General features: G+C 70.3%; 16 protein-coding genes and 1 riboswitch. Of the genes, 3 read left to right on the forward strand and 13 right to left on the reverse strand.

Annotated elements, in window-relative coordinates:
* Positions 1-6: 6 nt before the first annotated feature.
* The 10 genes from EFJ44_RS07755 to folE form a co-directional block, all read right to left on the reverse strand.
* Positions 7-408, reverse strand: a complete 402-nt coding sequence (locus tag EFJ44_RS07755; RefSeq protein WP_125256613.1) for an MAPEG family protein — start codon at positions 406-408, stop codon at positions 7-9.
* Complete coding sequence (locus EFJ44_RS07760) at positions 408-2,177, reverse strand: M14 family metallopeptidase (RefSeq protein WP_420897383.1); 1,770 nt, start codon at positions 2,175-2,177, stop codon at positions 408-410. The genes EFJ44_RS07755 and EFJ44_RS07760 overlap by 1 nt, the downstream gene beginning before the upstream one ends.
* A 94-nt stretch (positions 2,178-2,271) precedes the next feature.
* Entirely contained in the window at positions 2,272-2,889 is a 618-nt protein-coding gene (locus tag EFJ44_RS07765) for a hypothetical protein (protein WP_125256615.1), read from the reverse strand.
* 73 nt (positions 2,890-2,962) lie between these two features.
* A complete protein-coding gene (locus EFJ44_RS07770; protein WP_125256616.1) occupies positions 2,963-3,310 on the reverse strand; it encodes a hypothetical protein in 348 nt (115 codons plus the stop codon).
* Between the two features lie 98 nt (positions 3,311-3,408).
* Positions 3,409-4,938, reverse strand: coding sequence for a UbiD family decarboxylase (locus EFJ44_RS07775; RefSeq protein ID WP_125256617.1), 1,530 nt, complete (start codon positions 4,936-4,938; stop codon positions 3,409-3,411).
* Between the two features lie 10 nt (positions 4,939-4,948).
* Positions 4,949-5,197: a helix-turn-helix domain-containing protein gene (locus EFJ44_RS07780; RefSeq protein ID WP_125256618.1), complete on the reverse strand. Its 249-nt coding sequence runs from the start codon at positions 5,195-5,197 to the stop codon at positions 4,949-4,951.
* Positions 5,198-5,245: 48 nt separating this feature from the next.
* Complete coding sequence (locus EFJ44_RS07785; RefSeq protein WP_125256619.1) at positions 5,246-6,094, reverse strand: aldo/keto reductase; 849 nt, start codon at positions 6,092-6,094, stop codon at positions 5,246-5,248.
* A gap of 56 nt (positions 6,095-6,150) precedes the next feature.
* Positions 6,151-6,498 carry an MmcQ/YjbR family DNA-binding protein gene (locus tag EFJ44_RS07790; RefSeq protein ID WP_125256620.1) on the reverse strand — a complete coding sequence of 116 codons (348 nt, stop codon included), beginning with the start codon at positions 6,496-6,498 and terminating at the stop codon, positions 6,151-6,153.
* A 72-nt stretch (positions 6,499-6,570) separates the two neighbouring features.
* Positions 6,571-7,002: a biopolymer transporter ExbD gene (locus EFJ44_RS07795; protein WP_125256621.1), complete on the reverse strand. Its 432-nt coding sequence runs from the start codon at positions 7,000-7,002 to the stop codon at positions 6,571-6,573.
* A gap of 138 nt (positions 7,003-7,140) precedes the next feature.
* The gene (gene folE, locus EFJ44_RS07800; RefSeq protein ID WP_125256622.1) at positions 7,141-7,758 is read right to left on the reverse strand and encodes a GTP cyclohydrolase I FolE; all 618 of its coding nucleotides are present in this window, start codon (positions 7,756-7,758) and stop codon (positions 7,141-7,143) included.
* A gap of 165 nt (positions 7,759-7,923) precedes the next feature.
* Between folE and cysS the strand changes: the two genes are divergently transcribed.
* The 3 genes from cysS (at position 7,924) to EFJ44_RS07815 (ending at position 11,980) form a co-directional block, all read left to right on the forward strand.
* A complete protein-coding gene (cysS, locus tag EFJ44_RS07805; protein WP_125256623.1) occupies positions 7,924-9,330 on the forward strand; it encodes a cysteine--tRNA ligase in 1,407 nt (468 codons plus the stop codon).
* Positions 9,331-9,950: 620 nt separating this feature from the next.
* Positions 9,951-11,594 (forward strand): M28 family peptidase, encoded by a 1,644-nt coding sequence (locus EFJ44_RS07810; protein ID WP_125256624.1) that lies wholly within the window; start codon positions 9,951-9,953, stop codon positions 11,592-11,594.
* Positions 11,591-11,980: a RidA family protein gene (locus EFJ44_RS07815; RefSeq protein WP_125256625.1), complete on the forward strand. Its 390-nt coding sequence runs from the start codon at positions 11,591-11,593 to the stop codon at positions 11,978-11,980. The genes EFJ44_RS07810 and EFJ44_RS07815 overlap by 4 nt, the downstream gene beginning before the upstream one ends.
* Here the strand turns inward: EFJ44_RS07815 and EFJ44_RS07820 are convergent.
* Genes EFJ44_RS07820 through metX form a run of 3 tightly spaced genes read right to left on the reverse strand, consistent with a single transcriptional unit; the run spans position 11,977 to position 15,028 of the window.
* Entirely contained in the window at positions 11,977-12,900 is a 924-nt protein-coding gene (locus EFJ44_RS07820) for a hypothetical protein (RefSeq protein ID WP_125256626.1), read from the reverse strand. The genes EFJ44_RS07815 and EFJ44_RS07820 overlap by 4 nt on opposite strands.
* Positions 12,900-14,075: a cystathionine gamma-synthase gene (gene metB / locus EFJ44_RS07825; protein ID WP_125256627.1), complete on the reverse strand. Its 1,176-nt coding sequence runs from the start codon at positions 14,073-14,075 to the stop codon at positions 12,900-12,902. Before metB ends, EFJ44_RS07820 begins: the two co-directional genes overlap by 1 nt.
* Positions 14,072-15,028, reverse strand: a complete 957-nt coding sequence (metX, locus tag EFJ44_RS07830; protein ID WP_125256628.1) for a homoserine O-succinyltransferase MetX — start codon at positions 15,026-15,028, stop codon at positions 14,072-14,074. The genes metB and metX overlap by 4 nt, the downstream gene beginning before the upstream one ends.
* Positions 15,029-15,114: 86 nt before the next feature.
* A riboswitch (SAM riboswitch) is annotated at positions 15,115-15,236 on the reverse strand.
* Between the last annotated feature and the right edge of the window lie 33 nt (positions 15,237-15,269).

Here is a 15,269-nt window from a genome sequence, read left to right on the forward strand (position 1 = left end):
CCGGCGTCACCCCATGAACGGACAGGCCGCCAGCATGGCGCCTGCGGCGATCAGCGCCGTCAGCGTCAGAATCATGCCGGTCATGCGTGCCCACCCCGGTCCCTTGCCGTGGCTCAGCCACAGTCCGTGGATCAGCCGGCCCGCGAACAGCACCCCGCCGACGGCATGAATGGCCCAGCTCTGATAGCCCAGCAGCGCCAGCAGGATCAGGGCGCCGATGCCGACGGGCACATACTCAGCCGCGTTGCCGAAGGCTCGCGTCGCCACCGTCACCTGCGGCACGCCGCCGTCGCCGAACAGCACCCGGTGCTTCCGGCGGTTGGCGACCACGCGGAACGCCAGCACGGTCATCAGCAGGATCATCAGACCGGACCAAAGCCCGGCGGCGTGAATGGGCGTCATGTCCATCAGGGTTCCCGCGCGATCGGATAGAGTCGGTACCGATCATCATAGAACGGGGTTCGCTCATAGAACCACTGCAATCGCGCGTCGCCGTTCGCCGCGAACTCCGGCTCGGCCGCCAGCTTCGCCTCGAACTCCGCCTTCAGCACCGGATCGGCCGCCAGCATGCGGTCCGCCAGCGGCGCGATGGCATAGCCCTCGATGTATTCGACGCGATTCAGCACCTCGGGGACCAGACCCCAGGCAAAGAAGCTCTCGCTGGACTGCGGCTCCAGCAGCAGCACCACCACGTCGCCCAGCGGCTGGTCCGTCGGCACCCGCACCGACCCGACGGGGAAGGTCCAGTCGCGGCGCTCCACCTCGACCGTCTTCACCGCATTGGCGACGTGGCCCTCGTTCGTCCGCGTCGCCGTGGTCGGATCGACCAGACGCAGCATGTCGACCGACACCGTCCGCGGCGCCTCGATCCGCTCCATCCGCACGCCGTGGATCGCCAGCCGTTCGATCAGGTCGGCCCGGTGCGCCGGCACCCAATAGGCCTCGGGCCGCGTCAGCGTCAGCGTCGGCCGCGAGCCGAAGAAGGGCACCTGCCAGAGCTCCGGGTCCGGCTCTCCCAACCAGCGGATCTCGTCGCGACCCGACGCCTCCGACCGATAGGTCTCGTAGCGGATGCCCTTGAAGGCGACCGTCCGCTGCGGCGTCGGATCGGGCTCGAAATTCGCGGGGATCTCCGCCGGCCTCAGCGCCTCGTCCGACCGGATCGCCGCCCGCAGGTCGCCGCCATCCTCGGCCAGGATGCGCAGCGCCGCCTCGATGAAGACGTAGGTCCCCAGCACGCGCTGGTCATAGGGCTTCAGGCTGTGGTTCTCGATCAGGATGGTCGGCACGTGCGCCGCGGCCCCCCAGCCGTTCGAGAACCGCTCGCCCAGTCCGCCGTCCGACAGGCCCGCCTTCGGGTCGTCCCCGTCCACGCCGAACACCAGCTCGCCCGGAATGTGCCCCCGGTCCTCGAGCGCCCCGTACATCGCCGGCTTGAACACGTCGTTCAGCCAGGCCGAGCTGGCCGGCGACCGGGTGAAGGCGCCGTTCTCCCCGTTGAAGCCGAAGGTGACGTCGTACTGGTAGTCCATGCCGTCGGTGACGTGCACGTCGACGTACAGGTCCGGCCGGTACTTCACGATCAGGCCGCGCACCGCGCGCATTTCGGCCTGATCCAGCTTCATGTAGTCGCGGTTCAGGTTCTGGTTGGTCGCCGTGTTGCGCCAGCCCTGGACGCGCGGTCCCCGCTGGTTGGGCCGGGAATAGACCGACGCCCGCTCATGCCCGTCCACCGACAGGATCGGGATCAGGATCAGGTTCACCTCATCCAGCAGGTGCGCCTTGCCGTAGTGCGCCACGTCGCGCAGCAGCATCATTCCCGCGTCCTTGCCGTCGATCTCGCCCGGGTGGATCCCCGCCTGGATCATCAGCACCGGCTTGGCCGGATCGAACGTCGCCCCGTCCTTCGACGCGATGACGGCATAGATCGGCCGCCCCTCGGGCGAGACCCCGAACTCCTCGATGCGGATCAGGTCGGACGAGGCGTCCAGCCGGTCGAACCACGCGCGCGTCGCCGCATAGTCGGGGCTGAAGTTCAGCTCCGGATCCTTCTCGAAATCCGTGGCCCAGGGGTCGGTGGACCGCCGGATCAGGGACCGGCTGGCCCCGCTCCACTCCGGCGCGGGCGGCAGGAATTCCTGATCCCAGGGGGCGGCGTTGGACACGGACTGGCTCATCGCGGGGCTCGCGCAAAACAGGGCGGCGAGGGCCGCGGACAACAGGATCGGGCGCATGCGCCTTCGTCGACCGATCCCGGCCGTCTGGCAAGCCTCAGACCGACGGCGACCATCCGCCGGCAGCGATCAGCTTCGATCCCGCCAGCAGCATGTTCCACAGCGTGTAGGCCAGGACCACGACCAGCGCCGCGATGACCACGCCCCGCTTCGGCGCGAACGCGGCCGTGGCCGTGCACGCCGCGAACAGGAGGACGCCGAATATGAGCCGCGGCGTCCAGAATCCGGCCCAGACGGGGTTGGCCATCGCCAGAAGGCCCAGCAGACCCCACACCATGGCGTTCGCCGCCAGCACGCAGCCGAACACCACGCGGCGATGAGCCCAGAAATGATCGTCCAGATCGATCCGCTCCTCGACCCCCTCGGCCGTCACCCGCGGGAAGGTCACGCTGGCCGCGATGTAGAACGTCGCCGCAATGACCAGGCCGACCAGCAACAGGGCCGGGTTGAACGGCGCGTCGCGAAAGAACCGCCAGGCCTGATTCCAGAACGTCGCCAGATCGATCGCCACGAACAGCGCCAGCAGCGGCGTCAGCCACCCGAACCGCACCCTGTGCCGCTCATGCAGCAGCCGCGCGAAGCCGCCCGTCAGCTCCGCCACCGACAGCCCCAGCAGCAGGCCGTAGAAGCTGAAGAAGAACTCGAAATCGCTCATCCGACGACCCCCGCGACCCTGGCATGGAACCTGTGCGGCTCCATATGCGACAGGGGTTCAGCCGACGTCGACCTCAGTCTTCCGAAGGGCCGTCAAGGGCCGTCTCCAGCCGGGCGATCTCGCGTTCCTCACGCTCGCGGCGGCGATGCAGCCCCGCCAGTTGACGCTGCTGACCGGAGGTCAGCGCGCCGGCCGCCTCCCCGGCGCTCTCGAGGCTCGCGATCTCGTCGTTGATTTCGGCCAGGCGGTCCTCGGCCTCGCGGAGGAGGTTGGTCAGGCGCTCCTCGCGGGTGAGGCGGGGCGCCCTCGATTGCCGGGCGGCGTTCCGGCCGGCCAGCACCTGGGCGTCGGCGGTCGTAGGAACGGTCATCACGGGCAAGGCCAGCGCGAAGGCCGCCGCACTGATCAGGAAAAGTCGCATGCCGGGTCCTCTCGAAGCGGGAACTGCCGGCACCCTAGATTACTTTTCCGTCATGAGAATAGCGCTTTTTGGCCACAGTTCGGGGCCGCGGCCTCCGGCTACTTCCAGATCGGCGTCCCGTCGCCCGGCAGGCCCAGCCGGTCCCACATCTCCGACACCCGCTCGACGACCTCCGCGTCCATGCGGATCTCCTCGCCCCATTCGCGCTTCGTCTCGGGCTCCCATTTGTCGGTGGCGTCCAGCCCGATCTTGGACCCCAGACCGCTCTCGGGGCTGGCGAAGTCCAGGTAGTCGATCGGCGTGTTCTCGATGAGCGTGACGTCGCGCGCGGGGTCCATCTTGGTGGAGATGGCCCACATGACGTCCTTCCAGTCGCGGGCGTTCACCGTGTGGTCCACGACGATGATCCACTTGGTGTACATGAACTGCCGCAGATAGCTCCAGCAGCCCATCATCACCCGCTTGGCGTGGCCGGGGTACGCCTTCTTCATCGACACCACGGCGATCCGGTAACTGCACCCCTCGGGCGGCAGCCAGAAGTCGACGATCTCCGGAAACTGCTGCTGCAACAAGGGGATGAACACCTCGTTCAGCGCCTCGCCCAGCACGCTGGGCTCATCCGGCGGCCGCCCGGTGAAGGTGGTCAGGTAGATGGGGTCGCGGCGCATGGTGACGGCGCTGACCTGAAACACCGGAAAGGTCTCGACCGAGTTGTAATAGCCGGTGTGGTCGCCGTACGGCCCCTCCGGCGCGTGCTCGTCCAGCAGGACGTGGCCCTCGATGACGATCTCGGCCTGCGCCGGGACCTTCAGGGGCACCGTCTCGCAGTCCACCAGCTCCGCCTTCGCCCCGCGCAGCAGGCCCGCGAACTGATACTCCGACAGGGTGTCCGGCACCGGCGTCACGGCCGCCAGGATCGTGCCCGGATCGGCGCCCAGCACGATGGCGGCGGGCAGGGGCTCGCGCTTTCCGGCCTGCTTGTGCCGGGCGTAATGCTGCGCCCCGCCCCGATGCGCGAGCCAGCGCATGATGGCCCGATCCCTGCCCAGCACCTGCATCCGGTAGATGCCCAGGTTGAAGTCGTCCTCCCGCGCGTCCGACGGCCCCTTCGTCACCACCAGGCCCCACGTGATCAGGGGCGCGGGCTCGCCGGGCCAGCAGCCCTGGATCGGCAGTTGGGTCAGGTCGATCCGGTCGCCCTTCAGCACCACTTGCTGCACCGGCGCCGACTTCACCACCTTGGGACGCATCGTCATGGCCGTCTGGATCATGGGCAGCATCTCCAGCGCCTGCCCCATGTCGCGCGGCGGCGTGGGATTGCGCAGGTCCGCCAACAGATGGCCGACCTCGCGCATCTCGGCGGCGGTGGTCCGCGCCTTCTTCCCCAGGGTCACGCCCATGGCGACGCGCTTCACCGTGCCGAACAGATTGGCCAGGCAGGGGATGGGGCTGATCGACCCGTCCGGCATCACCGGCTGTTCGAAGATCACCGCCGGCCCGCCGTTGCGCAGCAGCCGCGTCTGGATCTCCGTCATCTCCAGATGGGTCGAAACCGGCTCGCGCACGCGCACCAGCTCCCCCTCGGCTTCCAGCATCTCGATGAAGTCGCGCAGGGACTTGTAGGCCATGCGCCTTGGCTTAGTGCGCCCGCCGGTCCGACGCCAGCGCCCAGATCGGCAGGCGCAGGGCCCGCGTCGCCGCACCCTGTTTCACGCTGTCCAGTCGCGCGCGCCCCGCCTCGACGCGGCGCTCCTCCTCCGGCGTCAGGTCCATCAGCCGGGCCAGATCCTCGACCGCCATGCCGCGCGCCTCGCGCCAGCGCCTCAGCCGGGCGCCGACGGCGGCGTCGTCCGGATCGATCCCGGGGAAACCCAGCACCTGGCCCATGGCGGCTCCTGTCCCAGTCGGCCGCCGCGTCTGCGCGCGATCAGCCCGTCACCATTCTTGATCCCATTGGAACGCCGGATCAATCCAGTCGCCCAGTCGCCCGTCGGGTCGCGCCAGCGCGTGGATGCGGTCCATCTCCTCGTCCGAGAGCGCGAAGTCGAAGACGTCGAAGCTCTCGGCCGCGCGGCTTTCCTTCGTCGTGCGCGGGATGGCGATCACGCCCTGCTGGATCAGCCAGCGAAGCGTCACCTGCGCCGCCGTCTTGCCGTGCGCCCGGCCGATTTCGATAAGCGTGGAGTCCTGCGCCACCTTCCCCTGCGCCAGCGGCGACCAGGCCGTGATCGACGACCCCAGCGCCTTCGCCGTCTCCAGCAGCCGCGACAGCTTCAGGTAGGGATGGTACTCGACCTGGTTGGTCACCAGCCTCGCCTCGGAAAGCGACTGCGCCCGCCGCCATTCGGAGGAGGGGAAGTTCGACAGGCCGATCGTCCGGGTCAGACCCCGCGCCTTCGCCTCGTTCAGCGCGCCCAGCGTCTCCTCCCACGCCGGCTGCGGCTTCGGCCAGTGCAGCAGCAGCAGGTCCGGCGTCGTGCCCAGCGCCGCGGCCGACTCCTCGGCCTGCCTCAGCAGGTCGTCCCGTTCGAAATGCGCCACCCAGATCTTGGTGGTGAGCCAGATCTCGTCGCGGGTCGCCACGCCCTCGTCGATCGCGTCCTGCAGGCCCTGACCGACGGCGGCCTCGTTCTCATAGATCCAGGCCGTGTCGATGTGGCGGTAGCCGATGCGCAGCGCCTCTCGGACCATCCGCCGGGCGTCCTCGGGCGTCAGGTTCCAGGTGCCGAAGCCCAGCAGGGGAATGGCGTGGCCGTCGACGGTCACGGTGGGCTGGTCTGTCATGGGGCGGCTCCTGCGCGGCGAGGGGGACGCCTCAGGTGGGGCCTCGCCGCGCCGGATCAACCGCCGGCCATCTCCGGATGCGCCTTCCTCAGCGCCGCCGGGGCAACCTTGCGCCAGCGCGCCTTCAGCTCGGGCTCCAGCCAAGCCCGGTCCACGCCGCCGATGCGGATCAGCACGTAGGAATAGGCCCGGTAGCGGTCGGTCAGGTGAAAGACATCCGGCTCCATCTCCACCAGCATGTCCCGCCGCGCGCGGTCGCCGACGTCCAGCGCCAGACTGTCGTCCTCGGCCCTCAGCCGCGTGAAGAACTTGGCGGCGATCCGCCAGCAGGGCGCGCCGTACGCCGTGCTCCGCTCCGCCCCCGGCAGGGCCATCACCAGCGCGTCGATCTCATCGCCCGTCATGCCGGACTCCGGTCATGAAAAAGGCCGCCCCCCTGCGGGGGCGGCCCTGTTCTCCCGGGCGGGCGCCCGAAATCAGGTGATGTCTTCGTTCAGCAGGCCGACCTTGAAGAAGCCGTTCTCCTGCAGGGTGTTCATCACCGTCATGAACTCGTTGTACTTCACCTCGGCGTCGGCGCGGATGAACAGCCGCTCCTCGCGGCAGGCCGCGCCGCCGCCCAGGGCCGCGCAGACGTCCACGGCCAGGGTTTCGATCGTGGTCTGCTGATCGGCGATGAACAGCGAGCCCGATTCCTGGATGGTGATGTAGACCGGCTCTTCCGGCTCCGTGGTCGGGGTCGGGTTCGGCGGCGGCAGGTCCAGACGGATCGACACGGTCGCCAGCGGCGCCGCCACCATGAAGATGATCAGCAGCACCAGCATGATGTCGACGAACGGCGTCACATTGATCTCGCTGTTTTGCTCGATCGTCTTGCCGCCGCCAGGTCCGGCCAGTTTCGCGCCCATGCGTCGCGTCTCCATGTCGAGCCCCAATCGGGGCGTGCTGAAACTTCCGGACGGCTTTGGCCGACCCGGCGCCGCTTGTAAAGCGGTCTCGGGCGTCGAACGGTTCCGCCCGGCGCGAATACGCCGAAACGGCGAAAATCAGCCGCGCGCCAGGCGCAGGAACCGGTCCTTCAGGGCCGCGTCGTCCTTGAAGACGCCAGTGAACCGCGTGGTGATGGTCGAAACGTGGCGGTGGTGCACGCCCCGCGTCGTCATGCACTGGTGCTCGGCGTCGATCAGGATGGCCACGCCCTGCGGCGCCAGATGGCGCTCGATCGCCTCGGCGATCTGATTCGTCAGCACCTCCTGCGTCTGCAGGCGCCTGGAGAAGATCTCCACCACCCGCGCCAGCTTGGAGATGCCGACCACCTTCTCGTTCGGCACATAGGCGACGTAGGCCTTGCCCAGGAACGGCGCCATGTGGTGCTCGCAGTGGCTCTCCACCTCGATCTCGCGCAGCAGGACCATGTCGTCATAGCCCTGCACGTCCTCGAAGGTGCGGCTCAGCTCCTTGCCCGGATCGGCGTCATAGCCCTCGAACCATTCGGCATAGGCGTCGACCACGCGCTGGGGCGTGTCCTTCAGTCCCTCGCGGTCGGGATCGTCGCCCGCCCAGGCCAGCAGGGTCCGGACGGCCTTCAGGGCCTCCTCGCGGCTGGGGCGGGTCGCGGAGTCGTTGACGCTCACCAGGGCGGGGACGACGGGGCTGGAGGTCATGGATCGTGTTCAGCGGCCTAGTGGCGCCGGGACGAAGGCCCCGGAAATTGACGCGTGCCGCGCTCCCTCAAAGAAGACGCCGCCGACCTATCGGCAAGCGGCGCTTGACCGCTATATGGGCGACCCCCTCGGTCCTGCAAGAAAACCCACGAACGTCGCAACAATATGTCGCTGGTCCTGTACGACACCCTGCATCGCGAAAAGCGCGTCTTCGAACCGCGCGACCCGAACCGGGTGACGCTCTACGTCTGCGGCCCGACGGTCTATGACCACGCCCACATCGGCAACGCCCGCCCGCCGGTGGTTTTCGACGTGCTGGTCCGCCTGCTGCGCCGTGAGTACGGGGCCGACAAGGTGATCTACGCCCGCAACGTCACGGACGTCGACGACAAGATCAACCAGCGCGCCGCCGCTCTCGGCGTCCCGATCGGCGAGATCACGGCGAAGTACGAGGCGCACTATCTCGAGGACATGGCGCGCCTGAACGTCGCCCCGCCGGACCTTGCCCCGCACGTCACCGACCACATGGACGCGATCGTGAGGCAGATCGCCGCCATCGTCGACGCCGGCTGCGCCTACGCCGCCGAGGGCCACGTCCTGTTCGACGTCTCCAGCTATTCGGAATACGGCCGTCTGTCGGGCCGCAACCTCGACGACATGATCGCCGGCGCGCGCGTCGAGGTCGCGCCCTACAAGAAGAACCCCCACGACTTCGTCCTGTGGAAGCCGTCGAAAGAGGCCGAGCCGTCCTGGCCCAGCCCGTGGGGCGACGGCCGCCCCGGCTGGCACATCGAATGCTCGGCCATGATCGAGGAGAACCTGGGTCTGCCGATCGACGTCCACGGCGGCGGCATCGACCTCGTCTTCCCGCACCATGAGAACGAGATCGCCCAGGGCGTCTGCGCCCACGGGCACGCCCATGGCCCCGACGCGCACGACCAGTACGCCCGGTACTGGATGCACAATGGCTTCCTGACCGTGGACGCCGAGAAGATGTCCAAGTCGATCGGCAACGTCCTGCTGCTGCACGACCTGGTGCGGTCGATCCCGGGCGAGGTCGTGCGCTGGGCTTTGCTGTCCGCCCACTACCGTCAGCCTCTGGACTGGAACCAGTCATTGCTGGACCAGTCGAAGAAGAACCTCGACCGCCTCTACGGCGCCTTGCATCGCGCCGCGGCCGTCGAGGCGGACGGCGACGAACCGCCGGCTGACTTCCTGAAGTCCATCCAGGACGACCTGAACACACCCGGCGCCATGTCGACCCTGTTCGCCCTGTCCAGCGAGATCGAGCGCGGCATGACCTCGGGCGATCACGCGGCCGTCGCCGCCGCCAAGGGCCGGCTGATGGCCGCCGCCGACCTGCTGGGCGTCCTGCAATCCGATCCCGCCGCCTGGCTGGAAGGGGAGGTCGACGACGCCCTGCGCGCGGAGGTGGAGCAGCTGCTGCGGGACCGCGCCACGGCCCGCGCGGCCCGGGACTGGCCCGCCGCCGACCGCATCCGCGATCGCCTGAACGCCCTGAACGTCGTCGTCATGGACGGCCCCGACGGCGCGACCTGGCGGATGAAGTAGGACGTGATCCTCTCCCTCCTCCTCAGGGGAGGGCGGCGGTCATGCCGGTTCACGGGAAGGACCGGGTCCGGGGCCGGGGTTCGCAAGTCTCCCGCCCGCCCGCCGAAGGCGCGTCCGTCAGTCGCGAAGCAGCGGCCCCATGCGGTGACCTGCGGGTCGTTCCGGACGGCTTTCGATCAGACGGACCGCGCGGAGCGTCACGCGAAGCCGAAACGGTGAACCCACACAGCATCCGGGCTCCGCGCCCGGCGCTCCGCCCGCCCTTTACAACTCCGTCGTCACGCGGCGGAGGGCTCGGCAACTCTCTTCGCCCGGACGGCTCTTGGCGGCTCCCCTGGGCGTCCCGGTTCTGAAACGTGGTGCGAAAGGGATTTCAATCCCGACGCGCCCCCATGGCGGCGCCTGAAGACCCCGGGGAACTGCAGCGTCTGATGGCCCTGTTTCACGAGAGATTGGACGCCATCCGTCTGGTCCTCGAGACCAAACGGCGCAAGGGATGGTGCTACGATCCCTGCCGGCCCGGCGTCGGCTCCGATCCCACATGACGAAAACGTAACCTGCGCGGTCTCGCGCCCCCGCTAAGGTCCGCGCCGACGAAACCCGCCCCCCGGAGCCCCTGCATGACCTCCCGCCTTCTCGCCGGCGTCGCCTCGCTCAGCCTTCTTTTCGGCGCCGCCTGCGCCACGGCGCCCGAGCCCGCGCCGCAGCCGCAAATCTCGGCCCAGCGCCTGTCCGACGGAATTCGCACCATCTCTGCGGACGAATTTCAGGGCCGCTATCCCGGCACGGAGGGTGAGCGGATGACCCTGGCCTGGCTGCAGGCGCAGTACGAGGCCATGGGCCTGCAGCCCGGCGGTCCGAACGGCGAATGGCTGCAGCGCGTCGAGCTGAAGCGCTACACTCCCGACGGCGCCGCGACGGTCAGCTGGACCGGCCCCGACGGCGCGACCCACGCGCTTGAGCCGGGCAAGGACATCCTGATCCGCGCCGCCACCAACGACGGCCGCGCGAACGTCCAGGGCGCGGGCCTGGTGTTCGCCGGCTACGGCATCGACGCGCCGGAAAGGAACTGGAACGACTACGGAAACCTCGACGTCCGCGGCAAGGTCGTCATCGTCATGGCCGGCGAGCCGAACGGCGAGGTCTTCAACGGCCAGTACACGACCCACCACGCCTCCACCTCGGCCAAGGCCGACCAGGCCTTCCGCCGGGGCGCCGTCGGCCTGATCATGCTGAACCCGGTCTCCGCCACGGACTCCGCCTGGACCGGCGCGGCGCGCCGCAACGCCAGCCAGCGCACCTTCACCCCGGGCGCCGCGGATCTGGAGTTCACGGGCTCCATCAACATGGACACCGCGCACGCCATGGCCATGGCCGCCGGCCTGGATCACGCCGCGTTCGCCAGCTACGGCTCCGGTTCGTTCCGGGCGGTGGAACTGCCGGGCGTGAAGCTGAACGTCCAGGCCGCCGAGACCATCAACACCCTCGTCACCCATAATCTGCTGGCGAAGATCGAGGGAACCGAGCGCCCGGACGAGGTCATCGTCTATTCGGCCCACTGGGATCACGTCGGCGGCGCCGCCCAGCACCCGGACGCCGAGGGTGAGGACAAGATCTGGAACGGCGCCTGGGACAACGCCTCGGGCACCGTCGGCGTGGTCGAGGTGGCCCGCGCCTTCGCGGCCGGCCCGCGCCCGGAACGCACCGTCGTCTTCGCCCACATGGCGGCCGAGGAGATGGGCCTGCTGGGCGCCTACGCCTATGCGGACGACCCGGTCTATCCTCTGGAGAAGACGGTCGCCGACCTCAACATTGACATGCTGCCGCTGTCGCCGCCGACCCGCGACGTCGCCATCTTCGGCAAGGGCCAGAACGACCTCGAGGACCGTCTGGCCGTGCTGGCCGCGGCCGAGGGCCGCTACGTCACCGACGATCGCCAGCCGGAGCAGGGCTTCTACTATCGCTCCGACCACTTCCCCTTCGCCCGCGCGGGCGTGCCGGCCCTGATGCCGTGGCACGGCGTCGACTGGGACGAGGGCGGGATCGCCGCGGGCCGCGCGGCCTGGGACGCCAAGTTCGAGGCGGATTATCACCAGCCGTCGGACGAATGGTCGCCCAACCTCGATTTCCGCTCGGCGGTCGAGAACCTCGAGCTGCTCTATCGCCTCGGTTTCGACCTGGCGAACTCGACCGACTGGCCGGGCTGGAAGCCGACGTCCGAGTTCGGCGCCGTCCGCGCCCGCACCGACGCGGCGCGCCAATGAGCCTGACCCTTCGACCCCTGACCGGCGACGGCTCGCCGCCGGTCCAGGGGTCGTATCCGCAGGCCGTCGAGGTGACCGGCGCGACCCGTTGGCTCTTCGTCTCCGGTCAGGTGCCGACCCGGCCCGACGGCGGCCTCGCCGACGACTTCCGCGGCCAGTGCGAGCAGGTGTGGGACAATCTGGAGACCCAGCTGCGCGCCGCGGGCATGACGCTGGACAACCTCGTCAAGGTCACGACCTTCCTCGCCCGCCGCGAGGACGCCCACCTGAACCGCGCCGTCCGCCTCGACCGCCTGCAGGGCCGCCAGCCCGCCCTGACCGTCATCGTCACCGGCATCTTCGACGAAAGCTGGCTGGTCGAGATCGAGGCCGTGGCCGCCGACTAGAGCAGGGCCAGCAGGTCGCCCAGCACGCTGTCCGTCGTCGGCTCGCGGCCGGCGCCCGGGCCGGTGCAGCTGAAGATTCGTCCGTCGGCGCAAGTGACCCTCAAGGCGTTGGTCTCGCCCGGCAGATCGGCGAACAGCGGATCGTGGTCGACGTCGACCAGCCGCACCGACGCCGCGTCCGGCGCCGCCCGCGCCAGCTGCCGCACGGCGCCGCCCGGCGTGAACGCCGCCGTCAGCGGCTGCACCACGCCCGGCCTCGGCCCCTGCGGACCGAACGCCTCGGCCGCCAGGATGGCCAGCTTCGCCGCCGCGTCCCGGCCCGACAGGTCGGCCGACGGATCCGCCTCCGCGAGGCCGAGCGCCTGCGCCTCCGCCACCGCCGCCGCGAACGGCGCGCCTTGCGCCAGCCGGTTCAGCAGGAAGTTCACCGTCCCGTTCAGCACCGCCTCAATCGCCACGATCGGCGCGTGCGCCCGCGCCGCCCGGACCGTCTCGATCATCGGCGCTCCGCCGCCCACGCACGCCGCGATGCCCAGCCGCACGCCCGAACGATGCGCCTGCCGCGCCAGCGGGAACAGGTCCTCGACCACCGCCTGCTTGTTCGCCGACGCCACGTGCACGCCGCGCGACAGCGCCGCCCGCGTCAGCGCCAGCCCCGTCGACGGGTCGGACAGCGCGTCCACCAGCACGTCCGGCTCCCGCGCCAGCAGCGCCGCGGGATCGGTCACCAGCAGACGCGCGTCGGGCGCCGGGTCGCGCGGCTTGCCCGCGTCCCTGACGAGCACCCCCACCACCTCGAACCGGGCGTCCCCGCCCAAGCGCTTCAGCACACCGCCGCCCACCACGCCGCATCCCGCCAGCGCCACCCGCAGCGGCCGCGTGCTCGTCGCGAGGCCGCGCTCCAGTTCCAGCAGACCCATCACGCCGCCTCCGCCAGCTTCAGCGCGGCCACCGCCCGCAGCCCGCGCTCCAGGTCGGCCCACAGGTCGTCGAGATGCTCCAGCCCGACCGACAGCCGGATCAGGCCGTCGCCGATCCCCGCCGTCTTGCGCGCTTCGGGGGTCATGGCGGCATGGGTCATCAGGGCCGGATGGGCGATCAGGCTCTCCACCCCGCCCAGCGACTCCGCCAGGGTGAACACCCCCAGCGGCTCGACGAACGCCCGCACCGCCGCGATGCCGCCCTCCAGCTCCACGCTCAGCATGGAGCCGAACCCTTTCTGCTGCCGCGCCGCCAGCGCGTGCCCCGGATGGCTCTCCAGCCCCGGATGGTGCGCCGCCTTCACCCCCGGCGCGCGCTCCAGCCGCCGGGCGATCTCCAGCGCGCTCGCCTGCTGCCGCTCGACCCGCACGAACAGGGTGCGCAACCCCCGCAGCGTCAGCCAGGCGTCGAACGGGGCGCCCGTCACGCCCGTCGCATTGGCCCACCAGGCCGTCTCGGCGTGCACCTCGGCGTCCGCGCTGATCACCGCGCCGCCGACCACGTCGGAATGGCCGTTCACGAACTTGGTCGTCGAATGCACCACCACGTCGGCGCCCAGGGCGATCGGGGTCTGCAGCGCGGGCGACAGGAAGGTGTTGTCCACCACCGACCGCGCGCCGACCGCCCGGGCGCGGCGACAGATGTCGGCGACGTCGACGATCCTCATCAGCGGATTGGACGGCGTCTCGATCAGCACCAGTTTCGGCCTAAGCGCGAAGGCCCGGTCCAGCGCCTCCGGATCGCCCTGGTCGACGAAGGCCAGGTCGAAATGGCCCTTTCGCGCCCGCGCCGACAGCAGCCGGTGAGTGCCGCCGTACAGATCGTGCGGCGCGACCAGCAGGTCGCCGGGGTTCAGCGGGCTCAGCGCCAGATCCAGCGCCGCCATGCCGCTGGACGTCACCACGCAGCCGGCTCCGCCCTCCAGCTCGGCCAGCGCCCCGGCCAGCAGGTCGCGCGTCGGATTGCCCGAGCGCGTGTAATCGTGCGCCCGCTTCCCATCCAGGCCGTCGAAGCTGAAATTGGCCGACAGGCAGATCGGCGGAATGACCGCGCCGTGGGCGGCGTCGCTGTCGACGCCCGCGCGGACGCAGGCGGTTTCGGGGGACTGGCTCATGCGGCGAACTCCGGACAGGCGGGGAGGGGAGACAGGGCGGAACGAAGCGTGCGGCCGACGACCTCCCGCTCCTTCAGAAAGGCGTCGTGGCCGAACACGCTGGGGGCCTCGACGAAACGGCACAGGTTGGCCGCGCGGCGGGCCAGGTCGCGCAGATCGTCGATCGGGACCAGCCGATCGTCGGTGAAGCCGACCACGGTCAGGGGGCAGGTCACGCGCTGCGGGTCCACCGCGTGCCGGTCCAGCGAGTCGCTCAGGGCGATCTGCCGCCGCGCGTCGGCGCCCGACGCATGCGCCTCGCCCCGCGCGATCAGCCAGTCGCACACCGGATGCGGCGCGCCGATCGCGGCGGGCGCGGGGGCGCCGCCGAAGCGCAGGCCCAGCTCTTCGGTCGTGCGATAGGTCGTCATGGCCAGCTGGCGCGCCAGACTCAGCGCCTCGTCCGTGCGGCCGGTCTCCAGACCCAGCTCCAGAATGCGCCGCTGCACGCCGCGCCAGGCCGTCGCGATCGGATGCGCCCGATGCGGGGCCGAGATCGCCACCAGCCGCCCGATCCGCTCGGGAAACAGCTCGGCGAAGGCCAGCCCCACGCAGCCGCCATAGGAGGCGCCGACGAAGGCGTCCGCGATGGGCCGATCCAGCGCGTCCAGCGCCGCCGCGATCGCCCGCGCCTGATCCTGCGTCGTCACGGGCCGGTCGATCCCGGCGCCCGCTTCCGGCAGCCAGTCGATCGCCAGCACTGCGAAGCGGGCCGCGTCCACCGGAGCGCCGGGCCCGACGGCCCAGTCCCACCAGCCGCGCCGCGCCGCGCCGCTCGCCGGCGCCCGGTCTGCGGAGATGCCGCCGACCACCACCACCAGCGGGCCTTCCGCCCGTCCCGCCAGCCGGGCGCGCACGCTGCCGCCGCCGGGCAGGGCGACGTCGAAGTCGTGAATGTCAGAAAGTCTCGCCAAGGTCTCGCACGGTCCCGCTCATCGAGCACGCCGTGCGGTGAGGAGAACCCGTGAAGACGCCGGACCGCGCAGCGCGGCCGTCCCTTCACTCATCTCTCGCGGACCGGCTGAGGGTCCCCGCAGGAGTTGGCACCGTGTCGGACCTGGGTGGGTCCGGTCGGTTGCCCCGGCGTCAAAGGGCCTATCCCTCAGCCGGTCTTGATGAGTGCCCTTACGCTGGACGAGCGGGTCGGGGGACGTC

Source organism: Brevundimonas fluminis (assembly GCF_003934285.1).
In the GTDB taxonomy this organism is placed as follows: Bacteria; Pseudomonadota; Alphaproteobacteria; order Caulobacterales; family Caulobacteraceae; genus Brevundimonas; species Brevundimonas fluminis.

Coding starts and splice junctions, on each gene's coding strand:
- EFJ44_RS07755 (WP_125256613.1), bottom strand. CDS start 408: ATGGACATGACGCCCATTCACGCCGCCGGGCTTTGGTCCGGTCTGATG.
- EFJ44_RS07760 (WP_420897383.1), bottom strand. CDS start 2,177: ATGAGCCAGTCCGTGTCCAACGCCGCCCCCTGGGATCAGGAATTCCTG.
- EFJ44_RS07765 (WP_125256615.1), bottom strand. CDS start 2,889: ATGAGCGATTTCGAGTTCTTCTTCAGCTTCTACGGCCTGCTGCTGGGG.
- EFJ44_RS07770 (WP_125256616.1), bottom strand. CDS start 3,310: ATGCGACTTTTCCTGATCAGTGCGGCGGCCTTCGCGCTGGCCTTGCCC.
- EFJ44_RS07775 (WP_125256617.1), bottom strand. CDS start 4,938: ATGGCCTACAAGTCCCTGCGCGACTTCATCGAGATGCTGGAAGCCGAG.
- EFJ44_RS07780 (WP_125256618.1), bottom strand. CDS start 5,197: ATGGGCCAGGTGCTGGGTTTCCCCGGGATCGATCCGGACGACGCCGCC.
- EFJ44_RS07785 (WP_125256619.1), bottom strand. CDS start 6,094: ATGACAGACCAGCCCACCGTGACCGTCGACGGCCACGCCATTCCCCTG.
- EFJ44_RS07790 (WP_125256620.1), bottom strand. CDS start 6,498: ATGACGGGCGATGAGATCGACGCGCTGGTGATGGCCCTGCCGGGGGCG.
- EFJ44_RS07795 (WP_125256621.1), bottom strand. CDS start 7,002: ATGGGCGCGAAACTGGCCGGACCTGGCGGCGGCAAGACGATCGAGCAA.
- folE (WP_125256622.1), bottom strand. CDS start 7,758: ATGACCTCCAGCCCCGTCGTCCCCGCCCTGGTGAGCGTCAACGACTCC.
- cysS (WP_125256623.1), top strand. CDS start 7,924: ATGTCGCTGGTCCTGTACGACACCCTGCATCGCGAAAAGCGCGTCTTC.
- EFJ44_RS07810 (WP_125256624.1), top strand. CDS start 9,951: ATGACCTCCCGCCTTCTCGCCGGCGTCGCCTCGCTCAGCCTTCTTTTC.
- EFJ44_RS07815 (WP_125256625.1), top strand. CDS start 11,591: ATGAGCCTGACCCTTCGACCCCTGACCGGCGACGGCTCGCCGCCGGTC.
- EFJ44_RS07820 (WP_125256626.1), bottom strand. CDS start 12,900: ATGGGTCTGCTGGAACTGGAGCGCGGCCTCGCGACGAGCACGCGGCCG.
- metB (WP_125256627.1), bottom strand. CDS start 14,075: ATGAGCCAGTCCCCCGAAACCGCCTGCGTCCGCGCGGGCGTCGACAGC.